Genomic DNA, 16,223 nt, shown 5'->3' with positions numbered 1-16,223 from the left:
AACGCGGTGCTTCCGGAGGGAGATTACTCGCTGCGCTCGCCCTTCGGGCCGGCCTGCGGCCGTTCAACGCGCTTCGCGCCTTTGTGCTTCGTCGGCTGCGCCTCCTCGCAATGACGGTGCAGGGTCCGGCGTGGTGGCGCGCATTAGCGCCCGAAGGTCATGCGCATGCCGGCCATCAGGGTCAGGCCCGGGGCCGGCTCGTAGTAGCGGCGGTTGCCGTCGTTGATGCGGATATTGTCGACGTGGTCCGCGTCGAGCAGGTTGTTCGCGGCCACGAAGGCCTCGACATGGGCGTTGCCATCCTGCCAATGGCGGCCCGCGCGCAGGTTCAGCGTGGTCTGCCCACCCACCCGTTCGTCATTGGCGTCGTTCACGTAGCGCCCGCCCGTGTACAGCGCATCGACGGTGAAAAAGTAAGGCCCCTGGCGCCAGTCGGCCTCCACGAACAGCTGCTCGCGCGGCAGCCCGGGCAGGCGGTTGCCATCGCGCCGCTCACCCTGCTGGTCCACGAAATCCCGATAGCGGAAGTCGTTCAGGCTGAGCGCGCTGGACAGCGTCCACTGCTCGGTCGCGGCCCAGTCGACCGCCAGCTCGAAGCCGTTGCGCGCGGTTCGGCCGGCGTTGGTGTAGAAGGTGCGACCGTCCACGTTGGGCTCCTCGAACGGGGCGATCTCGTCGCGCACGCGGGTCGCGTAGACCGAGGCATCCCAGGCCAGGCGACCGGTCTCGCGGCGGATCCCGACCTCGATGCTGCGTGCCCGCTGGGGGTCGAGGGCGTCGTTGAAGCCGCCCCCGCCCTCGGGGTTCGCGAACTCGGTGAAGGTCGGGGTCTCGAAGTTGGTGGCCACGTTCACGTAGGCCCGGTAGTCCGGCTGGAAGTGCCAGATCAGCCCCGCCATCGCGCTGGTCTCGCGGAAGGTCCGCGCATCCGAGCGATCCGGTTCGCCGACCCGGTCAGAGAAGTGGTCGTCGATGGACATGCGGATGCGGTCGTGGCGCGCGCCGAGCACCATGTTCCAGTCCGACCCCAGCGCGGTGTCGGTTTGTATAAACACTCCTCGCGAGCGGGCGCGCTCTAGCTGGTCCAAGGCCAGATCTCCAACGACTTCGTCTTCGTCACAGTCCAGCCCCGGTGCGAAAGTCCCCGACGTACAGCGCCGGGTGCGGTCGTCACGCTGCTCTTCCAGGTCGATCCCGGTCAGCACCCGGGTCGGCCCGATGTCCTGTTCGTACTGGGCGTTGAGGCCGTAGAAGTCACGTTCGTAGGCCACCCGCGAGTCACCGGGGAATGGCAGTTGCTGCGCGTAGTCGCGCTGGGTCCAGAACCCCCCGAGGCGCAGCTCGCCGGGTCCGAGGGGCTGTTCCCACTGCAACCCCGTCGTGAGCTGCTCGGCCGCCTGGGTACTGTCAAGGGCCGTGGCCAGCGGGGCGGCCGCGCGCCGGTTCTGACGCATCTCCTCGCGGGTGAGCCCGCCGGGGTCGTCGGTGCGGGGAGCATCGAGGTAGCGCAGGTGGAAGTTCAGCGTGCCGGCCTCCAGCTCCGAGGCGGTGTGCAGGCGCAGGTAGCGCTTCTCGGCGGTGGACTGGTCGCGGTAGCCGTCGATCGCGAAGTCGTGGGCGGTCAGGGAATAGCGATGGGTGCCGTGGTCCTGTTCGGCCATGGCCTCGGCGCGGCGATAACCGTAGCTGCCCAGCAGCACCCCGCCACCAAAGCCACGCGGGTCGCGGCCGTCGCGGGTGCGCGCCGAGATCACGCCTCCGGAGGCATTGCCGTACAGCGCGGCGCTGGGTCCGCGCAGCACCTCGATGTCGCGCAGGTTAAGCAGGTCGATCGCGTCCACCTGTGACTGGCCGTCGGGGGTGGTCTCCGGGATGCCGTCCTGCAGGATGCGCAGCCCGCGCACGCCAAAGGGAGCGCGCGATCCGAAACCGCGGATCGAGATCCGGACATCCTGGGCAAAGTTGTAGCGGTTCTGGGCGAACAGGCCCGGCACGCGATTGAGCGCCTCGTCCAGCTGCAGGCCCTGCCGCCCCTCGGTCGCCTGGCGCTCGTCCACGCGCGATACCGCGGCCGGCAGGTCCGCCAGCGGCGTGGCCAGGCGCGGAGCAGTGACAGTCACTTCGACTGGATCCAGGACCGTGGGCCCGTCGTCGGCCTGTGCGGTGACCGCCACCAACAGGCTGGCGAACAGGGGCCAGCGCACTCGCCCAGAGAACGTCGGATCCGGCCGTCGCGCCACCACGGTCCCTCCCATTCGGTACTGCATCGTGACGGGCCTCGAACCCGCTCACCCTTTAGAGGACTCGCCGCTCGCTAGCAGGTTCCCGGCCCAGGTGTTTCATTTGCGCAACAGTGTCGCGTTTTAACGCGATCTTCACCGCCCCGTAACGGACACGTCACTCGCCCTCCCCATGCTTGCGCCCTGTCGGGACGCCCTCGCGGCCCGCCAACCTGCACACTTTATGAAGGGGAGAATCCCATGAATCGCAAGCACCTGCTGACCAGCCTCATCGCCGCCGGACTCGTCGTACCGGCCCTGGCTACCGCCGACTGGACGCTGTACGGCCGCGCCCACCTGTCCGCCGATGTCCTCGACGACGGCGCCTACTACAACGAATTCAATGTGTCGAGCAATTCCAGCCGCCTGGGCTTCAAGGGCGAGCGCGAGTTCCGTGAACAACTGGTCGGGATGTTCCAGATCGAACAACAGATCAATTTCGACACCAACGGGACGAATTTCGCGACTCGCGATACCTTCGTCGGCATCAAGGGCTCCGAGTGGGGCATGCTGCGCATCGGCAAGTTCGACACCCCCTTTAAACGCGCCCGCGGTCCGGCCAACTTCTTCGGCGACCAGGTCGGTGACATGCGCAACCTGACCCGTTCCGCCGCGCAGACCGGCCGCTTCGACGAACGCTTCAATAACAGCATCCACTACCAGACCCCGAGCTTCGGCGGCCTGACCTGGAACATCCAGTACTCGAACGAGACGGACGGCGCCACCACCGCCGACGGGGCCCCGAACAAGGCCTACTCCACATCTCTGAACCTGAGCATGGGCGACCTGACCGGCGCCCTAGCCTACGAAAAGCAGGAAGATGGCGATGTGAACCCGGATGCCTGGCGCCTGGCCGTCGGCTATCGCATCACGCCCGCCTTCCGCATGGGCGCGTTCTACCAGAATTCCGAGACCGTCGGTGGCGACGACGCCGATGTCTACGGCCTGGGCGGCCAGTTCCGCCTGACCCCGAGCATGTACCTGAACGGTCACGTCTTCCAGCTGGATTCCGATCTGACTGATGCTGACGCAACGATGTACGCCCTGGGCCTGGAATACCGCCTCGACAGCGACCTGCGCTTCTACGGCAACATCGCAATGGTCGACAACGACGACAACTCGGCCCTGGCGCCGTGGAATGCCGCCAAGAGCGTCAGCCAGCCGGGTGTGGGTGGCGAGAACGCTACCGCCCTCTCGATCGGGATGCGTTACGACTTCTGACCGAGCAATACCGGGGCCGGCGGCCAGGACCGCCGTCCCCGTTTTCCGAGCCCCGCCGGACTACGCCCCGGCGGGGCTTTTTTGTGAGCTCAACGAGGCGCTGGCGGCGCAATTCCGTTGCGACACCGGGACCTTCAAGAATCGGGGAAATACAGGTAGAGATCGGTTTCGGTGCAACAGGCGCACACCGCAGTCCCGTTGGCGGGCTATCCGGGATGGGTTCATCGCCGCCGTTAAAGGATCGACACGGTCGCGCGCCTGCGGGGCAGATGCGCGACCGGCGATCGGCTCAGGGGCGTTTGGGGGTCTGGTATTCGGCTTCCTTCTGGAAGGGTTCCCAGATGGTCTCGTAGCCGACGAAGCCCTTTTCGTTGGGCTTCATCTGCCGGGTTACCAGAAAGCGCGACTTGCCGTCCGGCACTTCCGGGTGCTTCTTGTCAGATTGCTGACTCATGGTGCATTCACCTCGCTTCGATGAAAAAAGAGGGGCGGAGAACTGGCGTCGCCCTGCCCCGACATACTCACGCGCCGAACGCCTGCTCCATCACTCGATAGGGACCGCGCGCCCGCTGTCGATCTCCGGGCCCGACTCCACCTTGCCACCGTGTGCGATTTCCTCGTCGGTGGCATCGCGTACCAGCAGGATGTTCAGCTTGAAGATCACCTGACGGCCGCACAGTGGATTGTTGCCGTCGATGGTGATGGTCTTGTCGTCGAGCCGTGTCACCAGAAAGCTCTTGGTCTGGCCGCGATCGTTCTCCATCAGGATGGCGGTCCCCACCTCGCGGTACTCCTCCGGCACGTTTTCGATCGCGTCCGTGATCACGAGCGACTCGTCGCGCGGGCCATAGAGGGCGTTGCAGTCGATCGGCACTTCGATGGTTTCGCCTTGGGCGCGGCCTTCCAGCTCGCCCATGACCTGGGGCGACAGGACCTCGTTGACGCCGTGGACATAGCCCAGCGGGAACTCGACCTCGGTCAGCACCTGGCCGGTTTTCTGGTCGATCACCTGGTAGTTCAGCTCGACGTACTTGTTGTCCTGGATTACTTCGGTCATGAACAGTCCCGCATTGTCAGAAAATGGACGCACCAAAGATGCGTACCTCGCCTTCCTCGTAGCCGAGGACCATCCGGCCCAGCCACTCGCCCTCCTTCTTCGTGCTGCGCACGCGATACAGGACGGTGACATGCTCGCCACGGCGAATAATGCCCAGGAAATCCCAGTCCTCGCTGAGATTGCGGGTCAACTCGCTCTGGGCGAACTGCTTGCCCACCTCGACCTCGTTGAGGCCAAACAGCAGGTGGTAGGAGAACCGGCGGACGAACTTGCCGTACTGCCCCTTGTTGGAGTGCTTGATTAGGTCGCTCCAGATGGGGTGGGCAATCTCGAGGATCTCCTGGTCGGAGTGGTCGATGATGTTCATCGAGGTCTCCGGCAACGTCTGTGCTTCAGCTGCACTGGTCATATTGAAAACCCTCAGGTGTGGCGGTTGAAAGGGATGACCGACGCGCGAACGCGTGGGTCATCGCGGCTGCCGAGCATGGTGGCGGGGCCGGCTGCGGCCCCGCCACCGCAGCACCCTAGGCTTCCTCCTTCTCGGCCTCCTTGGCCGGCGCCTCGTCCTTGTCGACCAGGTGGTAGCAGGGCGCCTTCTCCATGGTGTACTCGCCCGTCTTCGGGTCACGACGCGAAACCGTCAGGTGGTGCCAGTTCTTGTCGTCGAGCTTCATGTAGTCGCCGCGGTAGTAGTAGCCCGGCCAGCGGGTTTCCTTGCGGAACAGGGTGTGGTGGAAGACGCTCTCGGCGGTGCGCACGCGGTGCTTCAGCTCCCAGGCACGCAGCAGCTCGTGGATGTCCTCCGCCGCCAGCTTGTCCAGATCCTCTTCCAGGATCTTCATCTTCTTCAGGCCGATATTGAGCAGCTTCTCGTTGGTCATGTAGCTGACCGTTACGCCGCCACAGTATTCATCCATCAGCTTCTGCAGGCGGTCAAGACCCTGGCGCGGGTTGATGAAGTTCGGGTTGACCGAACCGGCCACGACCTCGTTGCTGTAGATCTTGTAGTGCTCCAGCGGCTTGTAGATCTCCTCTTTCAGCTTGTTGATCTGCGAGTCGGAGACCCGGATACCGTCGGCCTTGCCATCGTCGATGTACTTGCAAGCGGCCTTGGCGGCCAAGCGGCCCTCGGTGAAGGAACCGGAGGAGAACGCGTGCGGCGTCCCGCCCACGGCATCGCCGGCACCGAACAGGCCCTCGACGCTGGTCATGCGGTTGTAGCCCCAGAAGTACTCGGGCGGGGAGACATCCTCCGGACCGGAGCACCAGGCGCCACAACCCGTGGCGTGCGAGCCCATCACGTAGGGCTCCGAGGTGGTGAGCTCGGGGTTCTCGTTCTTGGGGTCCACGTCGGTGGCGGCCCACAGCACGGCCTGGCCGACGGTCATGCCCAGGAAGTTCTCCCAGCCCACCTCTTCAAGGTGCGGATCCTGGAAGGCCTCCATGGTGACCATGTGGATCGGGCCACGACCGGCATTCACCTCGTTCAGGAATGCGTGGTTGCGCAGGCAGGTCGGGATCGGGCGATGGGTCCGGTGGGAGGCCTCCGGATCGAGGTACTCCTTGCCGACCATCTCCTGCAGCTGCGGCCACCACTTGGATTCGTACTCTTCGCCATTGCAGTTCTGCGTACGGGTCTTGAGATGGAGGAAGTACGCACCGACCGGGCCGTAGCCATCCTTGAAGCGGGCCAGCACGATGCGATTTTCCATCTGGGTCATCTTGGCGCCGGCATTGATCAACAGGCCATAGGCGGAGCCGGAAGACCACGGGGCGTACCAGACGCGACCCGCACCCTCGCCGACCGAACGCGGCTTGAAGATCATCGAGGCGCCACCGGCAGCGACGATCACCGACTTCGACTTGAAGACGTGGTAGTTGCCGGTACGCACGTTGAAGCCCACGGCACCGGCGACGCGGTTCTCCTTGGACTCGTCCATCAGCAGATGGGTCACGCAGATGCGGTTGTAGATCGTGTCGGCGGACTTCTTCGCGGCCTCGGCCACGATCGGCTTGTAGGACTCGCCGTGGATCATGATCTGCCAGCGGCCTTCACGCTGATAGGCGCCGGTCTTCGGGTCGCGCATCAGCGGCAGGCCCCATTCCTCGAACTGGTGCACGGTGGAGTCCACGTGGCGCGCCATGTCGAACAGCAGGTCCTCGCGCACCATGCCCATCAGGTCGATGCGGGCGTAGCGCACATGGTCCTCGGGGTTGTTCTCGCCCCAGCGGGTGCCCATGTAGCAGTTGATCGCGTACAGGCCCTGGGCCACCGCGCCGGAACGGTCGATGTTGGCCTTTTCGGCAATCACGACCTTCTTGTCCTGCCCCCAGAAGCGGGCTTCCCAGGCGGCACCCGTGCCGCCGAGCCCGGCGCCACAGACCAGGATGTCGATGTTGTCTTCGACGATTGTCTTGTAGGCCATCAGTAGTACACCCCTTCTTTCAGTTTGAGACCGGCGGCCTCAAGCGTGTGCAGATCCCCCTCATCCATCCGGATGTACTTGGGCTCGTTGAACAACAGCTGGCTGTCGCGCATGGACTTGTCCGGTGCGGGGACGTCCGCCAGCTGCGGGATGTGCTTGCCCCAGGGCTTGGTGGTAATCGGCGACAGGAAGTCCTTCTCCCGACCGTCGCGGAACTTGATCTTCCAGGCGATGGTGCCGCGCTCTTCGTCGCGATCGACGCGCACGCTGTGCCCCAGTGGGGCGAAGTCCGCGTAGCCGCGCACGTCAATCGCATGGTGCGGGCAGGCCTTCACGCAGGAAAAGCATTCCCAGCACATGTTGGGCTCGATGTTGTAGGCGCGACGGGTGGTTTCGTCGATATGCATGATGTCTGACGGGCAGATGTCCACGCAGTACCCACAGCCATCGCAACGGGTCATGTATACGAAAGTTGGCATGGTTGTCCTCGATCGATGCTGGTGTTCGGGTTAATGGCTAGTAGTGGTGCGGCGCTTCACGCTGGATGCCCTTCCCCATCTCCATCGGCGCATCGCGCAGCAGTTCCATGGAATGGCGCTGCTGTTGCTCGGGATCGTCGCGCGTGAGGGTCGGGAGGTTCTCGGCGGAGCCGTCGGCACGGGTAATGCGCTTCTGGTAGGCCGCGGCAGGCTTGAAGAACATGTGCGCGAACTTGGACCAGTAGACGGTCGCGAACAGGGTCGTGGTCGCCGCGAGGAAGAGCGCGAAGAACAGCCACCCGAGGGCGCCGGTGCCCTGGGTCAGCGACCACAGGATGGCGAAGGTCGACATCGCCAGCAGCGACACGATGAACAGATCGGCCCGGACCAGCTGGTACCAGCGACGGCCCTCGGAGTAGACGTCGACGCGAATGAAGAACCAGAACCAGTAGCCGCCGAAGGCCAGCGACAGGGCGCCCAGATGCCACAGGACCGGCCACACGCCCGCGGCGGGCTCGCTCGCGTAGCCAAAGATCAGGACCGCGGAGGAGACCACGAACAGGATAAAGCCCCACATGGTGAACAGATGGGACGCGCGTCGTTTCGGGTTCTTGAATTCACCGGAGGTGATGACCTCTTTTCCCAGGGTCTGCATGGCCTGGGAGAATTTTTCGCCGCCGCTCACGCTGCGGGTCGCGTTCTTCTCGGCTTTCTTGGCGTTCTCGAAGAAGTACTGGGCACTCCTCTTGTGCATCATGTCGAGGATCGTGCCGGCGGCCACCAGAATGACCATGAGCACGACATACGCCTGCATTGCGGCTGGTGGAATAAACGCAGCCAGTTCGGCAAAGGGATTGCTAGTGATCACGGCGTCAGGCCTCCTCAGAGTGTCCAATGGGCACACCGAGTCTGTGCCAACTCGATCTTTTGCTTCAAATCAAACTTGCTTCCCCGCGCATAAGCCCGATGAATGAGGTCATATGCTTATTTATGGAAACACTTATCTAGCGGCCCGGGTCGACGCCATCGCAAGCCGCCAGGCTGGCCCGGGGGCGGCACACCGCCCGCTGCCCGCAGCACGCGGGTCCGGGGCGCCAGCGAGGGCACCGGAACGAACGCCCGGGCCGGGTGAGACAAAGGGAGAACGGCCGCTGATCGGGGCGCGCCCGGGGCAGGGCTGACGGCCCTGACGGGCGGACAGATCCGGATGTGCGGCTGCGGGGACGGTCAAGAAACCCGAACCTTTATGGACTATCTTGTGCTACGTTCGGGGTCGACCAGCAGCGCGCCCGACCCGTCAACCGGGTGGGCGCATGCGCCCCGAACACGACTTACGTGTGGCACAGACCACCCCATCCATGCAGTTCACATCCAGCGTCGGCAGGAGAGAAAGCCCCATGATCAAACCGCACGGTGCAGACACCCTGAAGCCCCTGTTCGTCTACGACCCCGATCAACACCACGCCCTGCTGCAGGAGGCCGAGACCCTGCCCTCCGTGGTCATCAGCTCCGGCGCCGCCGGCAACGCCGTCATGATGGGCGGCGGCTATTTCACGCCGCTGACCGGGTTCATGAATGTCGCCGACGCCATGAGCTGCGCGGAGAACATGCGAACCACCAGCGGCCTGTTTTTCCCGGTGCCCATGGTCAACCTGCTGGAGGATGCGGACGCCATTCGCGGGGCCAAGCGGATTGCCCTGCGTGACCCGAACATGGAGGGGAACCCGGTCCTCGCCATCCAGGAGGTCGAGGCGATCGAGGAATTCACGCCCGAGCAGATGGCGACCATGACCGAAAAGGTCTACGGCACGACCGACATGGAACACCCCGGGGTCGCCGCCTTCAACAGCGTGGGCCGCGTCTGCGTATCGGGGCCCATCCAGGTGCTCCACTTCTCGTACTTCCAGGACGATTTCCCCGACACCTTCCGCACCGCCGTCGAGATCCGCAACGAGATCGCGGAACGCGGCTGGAACCGGGTGGTCGCGTTTCAGACCCGCAACCCGATGCACCGCGCCCACGAAGAGCTGTGCCGCATGGCCATGGAGCAACTGGATGCGGACGGCGTGGTGATCCACATGCTGCTGGGCAAGCTGAAGCCCGGCGACATCCCGGCCCCGGTGCGCGACGCCGCCATTCGCAAGATGGCCGAGCTCTACTTCCCGCCGAACACGGTGATGATCACCGGATACGGCTTCGACATGCTCTATGCCGGTCCGCGCGAGGCCGTGCTCCATGCGCTGTTCCGCCAGAACATGGGCGCGACCCACTTCATCATCGGGCGTGATCACGCCGGGGTGGGGGACTACTACGGGCCGTTCGATGCCCAGACGATCTTCGACACCGAGGTACCCGCGGGCGCGCTGGAGATCGAGATCTTCCGGGCCGACCACACGGCCTACTCGAAGAAGCTCGACCGGGTGGTGATGATGTGCGATGCACCCGACCACACGAAGGAGGATTTCGTGCTCCTGTCCGGCACCAAGGTTCGCGAGATGCTGGGCCGAGGCGAGGCACCGCCGGTCGAGTTCTCCCGCCCGGAAGTGGCCAAGATCCTGATGGAGTACTACCAGGGGCTGAACCGGTAGCAGAAACGCGGTTCAGGCATCCGGCGACCCGCACACTCGCGCGGGCGGCCGGATGTCGGCTCCGGCTAATAGGTCTTGGACAGGGTCGCCTGGATCTGCGCGAAGGTCCGCGCGACATCGAAGGTCTGCACCTGAATCCCCAGCTGACGCCCGATCTGGGTCGCCGAGAATATCCCCCGGATGCGAGTCTCACCCGTCTGGGGATCCCGCTGACCAACCAGCGCATGCTGGCGTCCCCAGTCCTTCAGCGTCGCGACGATATCCGCCACGTCCGCCTGCATCACGCGCTGCATGTCCAGCAGGTCCACGTCATCCAGCGGCACCATCAGGTCACGCACCCGGAGGTCGTCGTACCGCATGCCGCGCTCGTTCACCATCTGGACCGGGCGCTCCCCCTGAGTGTCGCGGGCCGTGATCAGACCCAGCACGCGCTCCGAGTCCACTACGATCAGCAGCCGGACACCCCGGGCGATCATCTGCTCGGTCGCCTGGTTGAGCGTCGCCTCGGGACCGATCGTCGCAACCGGCACCCGGCGGAAATCGGTCATTACGCACAGCGCCGAGGAAGCCAGGGTGACCTGGGGGTCTTCCTCCGACACCTGCTGGAGCCCGATTCCGGGGGCCGCCTTTTGCGACGGAAGGGGCTTGTGCGGGAATTCTGCGGTCATCGCGTTTCTCCATCCACGGTGGAATCCAGAGGGACACGAATGATGCGCCCTCTCCTAGACGATGCCCTGAGACGAAGGCGCTGACAAGCGGGTCGATCATCCCGCGCCGAAACGCCACCCCGTTGACGAATGCGGGCCGTATGACCGAGTCGGATCAGGCCGCGCTCTCCTCGGGTGTCGCCCGGATCGCGAAGTCCATGGTCTCGAGATCGCCCAGCGCCCAGGTCGCCCGCGGCGCCCCAAGCCCGGCCACGGTGCCCGGATTCACGAGCCAGGTGGCGCCATCCTTCACGTGCGGCTGCTGGCGGATCTCGGTCTCGTGGCTGTGGCCGCAGCAGACGAGGTCATAGTCCCCGGTGCAGGCCATCGCATGGGCGTAATGGGGGTAGTGCGTGACGAAGATGCGCCGGCCACCGAGGGTGATGGTGGCGTCCAGCCCGTAGTAGTGCAGGAGGCCATCGGACTGGTGCGCGATGCGCGAGATCGCGACCGGGTCCCCCAGGTTGTTGCCGTGCACCGCGTGGATCGGCACACCCAGCTTCAGTGACGCCCGCAGCGTGTTGCCGCCGATCACGTCACCACAGTGGATGACCGCCTCGACGCCCTCGGCAATGCCGGCCTCGATCGCGCGGGCCAGCATCGGGCCACGGTCGTGACTGTCGGAAACAATGCATACCTTCATGGGTTGGCAGGCCTCTGTTGTGAAATTCCGGTGCCGGAACGATAACACTGCCGCGCCCCGCCCTGCGTCCGGGCCCGATTCGGGGCATCCGAACGGGCGCAAAGAATCCATCTTTGACTCCCTTGTGGTGGATACTCCGGAACTGCATAGTGGGGGTAACCCCGATCGAAGTAAGGGGTATTGCAGTATATCGCGATTGTCTAACTTACAAGGCGTTGACGATTTATGGCACAGACCCCGTCGCAGGAAATCAAGAACACCACCTGTTACATGTGCGCCTGCCGCTGCGGCATCCGGGTGCACCTGCGCGACGGGGAGGTGCGCTACATCGATGGCAACCCGGAGCACCCGATCAACGAAGGCGTGATCTGCGCCAAGGGCGCCTCCGGGATCATGAAACAGCACTCGCCCGCGCGGCTGACCCAGCCCCTGCGGCGCAAGGCCGGCGCCGAGCGCGGGGATGGCGAGTTCGAGCCGATCTCCTGGGAAGAGACCTTCGAGATCCTCGCCGAACGCCTCGGGCACATCCGCGAGACCGACCCGAAACGCTTTGCCCTGTTTACCGGGCGCGACCAGATGCAGGCCCTGACCGGGCTGTTCGCCAAGCAGTTCGGCACCCCCAACTACGCGGCCCACGGCGGCTTCTGCTCGGTGAACATGGCCGCCGGCATGATCTACACCATCGGCGGCTCGTTCTGGGAGTTTGGCGGCCCCGACCTGGAACGCTCGAAGCTGTTCGTGATGATCGGCACCGCGGAGGACCACCACTCCAACCCGCTGAAGGTGGCGATCTCCAAGTTCAAGCGCCAGGGCGGGCGCTTCATCTCCATCAACCCGGTGCGCACCGGCTACTCGGCCATCGCCGACGAATGGGTGCCGATCCGCCCCGGGACCGACGGTGCCCTGCTGCTGGCACTGATCCACGAGATCATCAACAAGGGCCTGTACGACCGCGACTTCCTGGTCCGCTACAGCAATGCCGGCCAGCTGGTGAACATGAACGAGGAGCAGGACGACTTCGGCATGTTCCTGCGCACCGAGGATCCGCCCGAGGAGGGCTGCTACGACGCGCAGAACCAACTGTGGTGGGACCGCAAGACCGGACGCGCGGTGCCGACCCACACGCCGGATGCCGATCCCTTCCTGCTCGGCGAGTTCACCCTGGATGACGGCACCCCGGCCAAGCCCGCCTTCCAGCTGCTGCAGGACCGGGTCGCCGAATACACGCCGGAATGGGCCGCCCGGATCACCGGGATCGATGCCAAGGACATTCGCCGGCTGGCCCACGAAATGGGCGTTACCGCGCGCGACCAGCGCATCGAACTCCCCATTGCCTGGACCGACTCCTGGGGCGTGGAACACGAATCCGTCACCGGGAACCCGGTGTCGTTCCATGCGATGCGCGGACTGGCCGCGCACTCCAACGGCTTCCACACCATCCGTTCGCTGTCGATTCTGATGTCGCTGCTGGGCACCATCGACCGCCCCGGCGGCTTCCGCCACAAGGCGCCGTTCCCGCGTCCGATTCCACCCTGCGCCCGCACGCCCAAGGGGCCGGAGGGCGTGCAGCCGGGCAAGCCGCTGGACGGCATGGTGCTCGGCTGGCCCGCGGACCCGGACGACCTGTTCGTGGACGACAAGGGCGAGCCGGTACGCCTCGACAAGGCCTTCTCCTGGGAATACCCGCTGGCCGTGCACGGCATGATGCACAACGCCATCACCAACGCCTGGCGCGGGGACCCCTACCCGATCGACACCTTGCTGATCTTCATGGCCAACATGGCGTGGAACTCGACCATGAACACGGAAGAGGTCCGCAAGATGCTGAACGACAAGGATGATAACGGGGACTACAAGATCCCGTTCCTGGTCGTCGCGGACGCGTTCCAGTCCGAGATGACCGCGTTCGCGGATCTGATCCTTCCGGATACCACCTATCTGGAACGCCACGACGTGATGTCCATGCTGGACCGCCCGATCTCCGAGTTCGACGGCCCGGTGGACTCGGTGCGCATCCCGGTGGTGCCGCCCAAGGGCGAGTGCAAGCCGTTCCAGGAAGTCCTGATCGAGCTCGGCTCGCGCCTGAAACTGCCGGCGTTCGTGAACGAGAACGGGGAGCGCAAATTCCGCGACTACCCCGACTTCGTCGTCAACTACGAGACCGAACCGGGCTCCGGTATCGGCTTCCTGGCCGGCTGGCGCGGCAAGGGCGGGGAGAAATCCCTGCGCGGCGAACCCAACCCCAACCAGTGGGAGATGTACGCCCAGAACAACTGCGTATTCCAGTACGAGCTGCCGCGCAGCTACCAGTACATGCGCAACTGGAACAAGGGTTATCTCGAGTGGTCGCAGCGCAACCGCATCACGCGCTTTGGCGAGCCGATCCTGATCCACCTCTATTCCGAGGTGCTGATGAAGTTCCGCGCCGCCGCCCAGGGCAAGGGCCCATCGCGCAAGGCCCCGGCGCATCTGGCCAAACGCGTGGAGACCTTCTTCGACCCGCTGCCGTTCTACTACGACCCGCTGGAGTACCAGACCACCAACAAGCACACCTACCCCCTGGCCGCGATCACCCAGCGTCCCATGGCGATGTACCACTCTTGGGACTCCCAGAACGCCTGGCTGCGACAGATCCACGCGCACAACCTGCTCTACGTGAATTCGCGCACCGCGCGCGCCGCCGGGATCAACGACGAGGACTGGATCTGGGTGGAAAGCCAGTGGGGCCGGGTACGCTGCATGGCCAAGTACTCCGAGGCGGTCGAACCCGGAACGGTCTGGACCTGGAACGCGATCGGCAAGGCCGCGGGGGCCTGGAACCTGACACCCGAGGCCAACGAGTCGCGCAAGGGTTTCCTGCTGAATCACCTGATCTCCGAGGAGCTCCCGGGCGATGAAGGCCCGATCTCCAACTCCGACCCCGTCACCGGGCAAGCCGCCTGGTACGACGTGCGCGTGCGCATCTACAAGGCCGAAGAAGGGGCGCCGCAGGAGACATCGCCCCAGTTCAAGGCCCTGCACCCCTACCCCGGCCAGTCCAAGCGGGCCCGTGTGGTGAACTTCTTTGCGGGAATAGGAGGTAAGAAATGACCCAACTCGCCCTTGTCATCGATCTCAACGTCTGCGTGGGCTGCCACGCCTGCGTCACCAGCTGCAAGGAATGGAACACCTCGGGCGATGCCGGCCCGCTGGTCGACCAGAACCCCTACGACGCGGACCCCACCGGTACCTTCTTCAACCGCGTGCAGAGTTTCGAGGTCGGTGAATACCCGAATACCGAGACGGTCCACTTTCCCAAGTCCTGCCTGCACTGCGAAGAGCCTCCCTGTGTGCCGGTCTGCCCGACCGGGGCGTCCTACAAGCGCGAGTCGGACGGCATCGTGCTGGTCGACTACGACAAGTGCATCGGCTGCAAATACTGCTCCTGGGCCTGCCCCTACGGGGTGCGCGAGGTAGACACCGAAAGCAAGGTGATGACCAAGTGCACCCTGTGCGTGGACCGCATCTACAACGAGGAGCTGCCGGAGTGGGATCGCAAGCCGGCCTGCGTACGGGCCTGCCCGACCAACGCACGACTCTACGGGGACATTCATGATCCCGAATCGGTCGTCTCGAAGGCGATCCGCGAAGCAGGCGGCTATCAGCTGATGCCGGAATGGGGCACCAAACCGGCCAATCACTACCTGCCACGACGCAAGACTCAGCTGACCATCCGCGAGGACGAGGTGGAGCGCGCCGACAACCCGCTGAAGATCGACAGTCAGCTGCCGAAGCCCGGGCAGGAAGAACCCTCGCTCGACGACGTCACCAGCTGGTAAACAGGGACGAAGACACTATGCATCCAGCCTTCTCGGTTATCTTTCTCACCACCCTGATCGGCGCCGGCCAGGGCCTGTTTCTCGGTCTGTTCGGTGCCGAGTCTCTCAGTCTTCTGGGCGTGCTGCCGCCGCCCGGTTCGGACTTCCTGGCGCTGGGCTCCGCACTCGCCCTGGTCTTCCTGGTCCTCGGGCTGGTCGCCTCGTTCTTCCACCTGGGGCGCCCGGAACGCGCCTGGCGCACCGCCACCAAGTGGCGCACCTCGTGGCTGTCGCGCGAGGTGATCGTGCTCCCGGCGTTCATGGGCGTGGTCTTCCTGTACGGCGCGGCCCACGCGTTCGGGTTCAACCCGCCTCTGGGCACGCTGGCCGGGGACGTCCCCATCCTGCCGACCGTCGTGCTCGGTGCCATCGGCGCGCTGCTGGCGATCGTTCTGTATGTCACGACCGCGATGATCTACGCCTGCATCAAGTTCCTGCAGGAATGGCACTCCCCGCTGACCGTGGTGAACTACACCGTGCTGGGCGCTGCCAACGGCTTCACGCTGGCGGCTGCCTATGCGGCCTGGGCCGGTGTCCCGCTGGTCGCGTTCCTGGCGACGGTGGCGATTGTGCTGACGCTGCTGGGCCTGGCCACCCGCATCGCATCGCTGGTGCGCAACGCCCGTATCAAGTCGAAATCCACGGTGCAGACCGCGATCGGCGTGAAGCACCCGAAGATCCAGCAGAAGTCCCAGGGCTTCATGGGCGGTTCGTTCAACACCCGGGAGTTCTTTCACCACATGTCCGCGACGTTCCTGCGCGGGATGAAGTGGATCTTCCTGCTGGGGGCGTTCGCGATCCCGGCGCTCCTGCTCCTGATCGCCCTGGTCACCCGGGTCGACCCGGTCAATGTGCTGATCGCCGCGTTTGTCATCCAGTACCTGGGCCTGGTGGCCGAGCGCTGGTTCTTCTTCGCCCAGGCCAACCACCCGCAGAATATCTACTACCAGTCGGTCGCCTGACCCC

14 protein-coding genes are annotated in these 16,223 nt (G+C 64.8%); 5 read left to right on the top strand and 9 right to left on the bottom strand.

The window, feature by feature from the left end; translation table 11 throughout:
- Positions 1 to 143: 143 nt before the first annotated feature.
- Positions 144 to 2,255, bottom strand: coding sequence for a TonB-dependent receptor (locus D106_RS0104410; RefSeq protein WP_231372860.1), 2,112 nt, complete (start codon positions 2,253 to 2,255; stop codon positions 144 to 146).
- 225 nt (positions 2,256 to 2,480) lie between these two features.
- Between D106_RS0104410 and D106_RS0104405 the strand changes: the two genes are divergently transcribed.
- Positions 2,481 to 3,500 (top strand): porin, encoded by a 1,020-nt coding sequence (locus D106_RS0104405; RefSeq protein WP_018879328.1) that lies wholly within the window; start codon positions 2,481 to 2,483, stop codon positions 3,498 to 3,500.
- Between the two features lie 289 nt (positions 3,501 to 3,789).
- Here D106_RS0104405 and D106_RS15180 read toward each other — a convergent pair whose 3' ends face one another.
- The 6 genes from D106_RS15180 to D106_RS0104375 all read right to left on the bottom strand — a co-directional run bounded on the left by D106_RS15180 (position 3,790) and on the right by D106_RS0104375 (position 8,276).
- Positions 3,790 to 3,954 (bottom strand): hypothetical protein, encoded by a 165-nt coding sequence (locus D106_RS15180; RefSeq protein ID WP_017942944.1) that lies wholly within the window; start codon positions 3,952 to 3,954, stop codon positions 3,790 to 3,792.
- 90 nt (positions 3,955 to 4,044) lie between these two features.
- On the bottom strand, positions 4,045 to 4,557 hold the full coding sequence (locus tag D106_RS0104395) for a peptidylprolyl isomerase (protein ID WP_018877191.1): 513 nt from the start codon (positions 4,555 to 4,557) through the stop codon (positions 4,045 to 4,047).
- A gap of 16 nt (positions 4,558 to 4,573) precedes the next feature.
- Positions 4,574 to 4,924: a hypothetical protein gene (locus D106_RS0104390; RefSeq protein ID WP_018867728.1), complete on the bottom strand. Its 351-nt coding sequence runs from the start codon at positions 4,922 to 4,924 to the stop codon at positions 4,574 to 4,576.
- A gap of 157 nt (positions 4,925 to 5,081) precedes the next feature.
- Entirely contained in the window at positions 5,082 to 6,983 is a 1,902-nt protein-coding gene (gene aprA / locus D106_RS0104385; RefSeq protein ID WP_018877190.1) for an adenylyl-sulfate reductase subunit alpha, read from the bottom strand.
- The gene (gene aprB / locus D106_RS0104380) at positions 6,983 to 7,462 is read right to left on the bottom strand and encodes an adenylyl-sulfate reductase subunit beta (protein WP_038028264.1); all 480 of its coding nucleotides are present in this window, start codon (positions 7,460 to 7,462) and stop codon (positions 6,983 to 6,985) included. Before aprB ends, aprA begins: the two co-directional genes overlap by 1 nt.
- Positions 7,463 to 7,499: 37 nt before the next feature.
- Entirely contained in the window at positions 7,500 to 8,276 is a 777-nt protein-coding gene (locus tag D106_RS0104375) for a hypothetical protein (protein WP_018867725.1), read from the bottom strand.
- Between the two features lie 583 nt (positions 8,277 to 8,859).
- Between D106_RS0104375 and sat the strand changes: the two genes are divergently transcribed.
- Positions 8,860 to 10,050, top strand: a complete 1,191-nt coding sequence (gene sat / locus D106_RS0104370; protein WP_018879327.1) for a sulfate adenylyltransferase — start codon at positions 8,860 to 8,862, stop codon at positions 10,048 to 10,050.
- Positions 10,051 to 10,115: 65 nt separating this feature from the next.
- Here the strand turns inward: sat and D106_RS0104365 are convergent, their stop codons facing one another.
- Together D106_RS0104365 and D106_RS0104360 are read right to left on the bottom strand one after the other, a co-directional pair.
- Positions 10,116 to 10,718: a CBS domain-containing protein gene (locus tag D106_RS0104365; protein ID WP_018867723.1), complete on the bottom strand. Its 603-nt coding sequence runs from the start codon at positions 10,716 to 10,718 to the stop codon at positions 10,116 to 10,118.
- A gap of 154 nt (positions 10,719 to 10,872) precedes the next feature.
- On the bottom strand, positions 10,873 to 11,400 hold the full coding sequence (locus D106_RS0104360; protein ID WP_018879326.1) for a YfcE family phosphodiesterase: 528 nt from the start codon (positions 11,398 to 11,400) through the stop codon (positions 10,873 to 10,875).
- 225 nt (positions 11,401 to 11,625) lie between these two features.
- Between D106_RS0104360 and D106_RS0104355 the strand changes: the two genes are divergently transcribed.
- From D106_RS0104355 to D106_RS0104345, 3 genes are read left to right on the top strand one after another with little or no spacing between them, the layout of a single operon-like run.
- On the top strand, positions 11,626 to 14,490 hold the full coding sequence (locus D106_RS0104355; RefSeq protein WP_018879325.1) for a molybdopterin oxidoreductase family protein: 2,865 nt from the start codon (positions 11,626 to 11,628) through the stop codon (positions 14,488 to 14,490).
- The gene (locus D106_RS0104350; RefSeq protein ID WP_018867720.1) at positions 14,487 to 15,218 is read left to right on the top strand and encodes a 4Fe-4S dicluster domain-containing protein; all 732 of its coding nucleotides are present in this window, start codon (positions 14,487 to 14,489) and stop codon (positions 15,216 to 15,218) included. Before D106_RS0104355 ends, D106_RS0104350 begins: the two co-directional genes overlap by 4 nt.
- A 17-nt stretch (positions 15,219 to 15,235) precedes the next feature.
- Positions 15,236 to 16,219 (top strand): DmsC/YnfH family molybdoenzyme membrane anchor subunit, encoded by a 984-nt coding sequence (locus tag D106_RS0104345; RefSeq protein ID WP_018867719.1) that lies wholly within the window; start codon positions 15,236 to 15,238, stop codon positions 16,217 to 16,219.
- The last annotated feature ends 4 nt before the right edge of the window (positions 16,220 to 16,223 follow it).

The sequence above is a fragment of the Thioalkalivibrio sp. ALE9 genome (genome assembly GCF_000377445.1).
Lineage (GTDB): Bacteria > Pseudomonadota > Gammaproteobacteria > Ectothiorhodospirales > Ectothiorhodospiraceae > Thioalkalivibrio.
The sequence above is the reverse complement of the archived record's forward strand: the minus strand, read 5'-3'. Positions and strand labels throughout refer to the sequence as shown.

What these genes read in the sequence shown, in the direction of transcription:
- D106_RS0104410 (WP_231372860.1), bottom strand. Translation starts at nt 2,255, where the DNA reads ATGGGAGGGACCGTGGTGGCGCGACGGCCGGATCCGACGTTCTCTGGG.
- D106_RS0104405 (WP_018879328.1), top strand. Translation starts at nt 2,481, where the DNA reads ATGAATCGCAAGCACCTGCTGACCAGCCTCATCGCCGCCGGACTCGTC.
- D106_RS15180 (WP_017942944.1), bottom strand. Translation starts at nt 3,954, where the DNA reads ATGAGTCAGCAATCTGACAAGAAGCACCCGGAAGTGCCGGACGGCAAG.
- D106_RS0104395 (WP_018877191.1), bottom strand. Translation starts at nt 4,557, where the DNA reads ATGACCGAAGTAATCCAGGACAACAAGTACGTCGAGCTGAACTACCAG.
- D106_RS0104390 (WP_018867728.1), bottom strand. Translation starts at nt 4,924, where the DNA reads ATGAACATCATCGACCACTCCGACCAGGAGATCCTCGAGATTGCCCAC.
- aprA (WP_018877190.1), bottom strand. Translation starts at nt 6,983, where the DNA reads ATGGCCTACAAGACAATCGTCGAAGACAACATCGACATCCTGGTCTGT.
- aprB (WP_038028264.1), bottom strand. Translation starts at nt 7,462, where the DNA reads ATGCCAACTTTCGTATACATGACCCGTTGCGATGGCTGTGGGTACTGC.
- D106_RS0104375 (WP_018867725.1), bottom strand. Translation starts at nt 8,276, where the DNA reads ATGCAGGCGTATGTCGTGCTCATGGTCATTCTGGTGGCCGCCGGCACG.
- sat (WP_018879327.1), top strand. Translation starts at nt 8,860, where the DNA reads ATGATCAAACCGCACGGTGCAGACACCCTGAAGCCCCTGTTCGTCTAC.
- D106_RS0104365 (WP_018867723.1), bottom strand. Translation starts at nt 10,718, where the DNA reads ATGACCGCAGAATTCCCGCACAAGCCCCTTCCGTCGCAAAAGGCGGCC.
- D106_RS0104360 (WP_018879326.1), bottom strand. Translation starts at nt 11,400, where the DNA reads ATGAAGGTATGCATTGTTTCCGACAGTCACGACCGTGGCCCGATGCTG.
- D106_RS0104355 (WP_018879325.1), top strand. Translation starts at nt 11,626, where the DNA reads ATGGCACAGACCCCGTCGCAGGAAATCAAGAACACCACCTGTTACATG.
- D106_RS0104350 (WP_018867720.1), top strand. Translation starts at nt 14,487, where the DNA reads ATGACCCAACTCGCCCTTGTCATCGATCTCAACGTCTGCGTGGGCTGC.
- D106_RS0104345 (WP_018867719.1), top strand. Translation starts at nt 15,236, where the DNA reads ATGCATCCAGCCTTCTCGGTTATCTTTCTCACCACCCTGATCGGCGCC.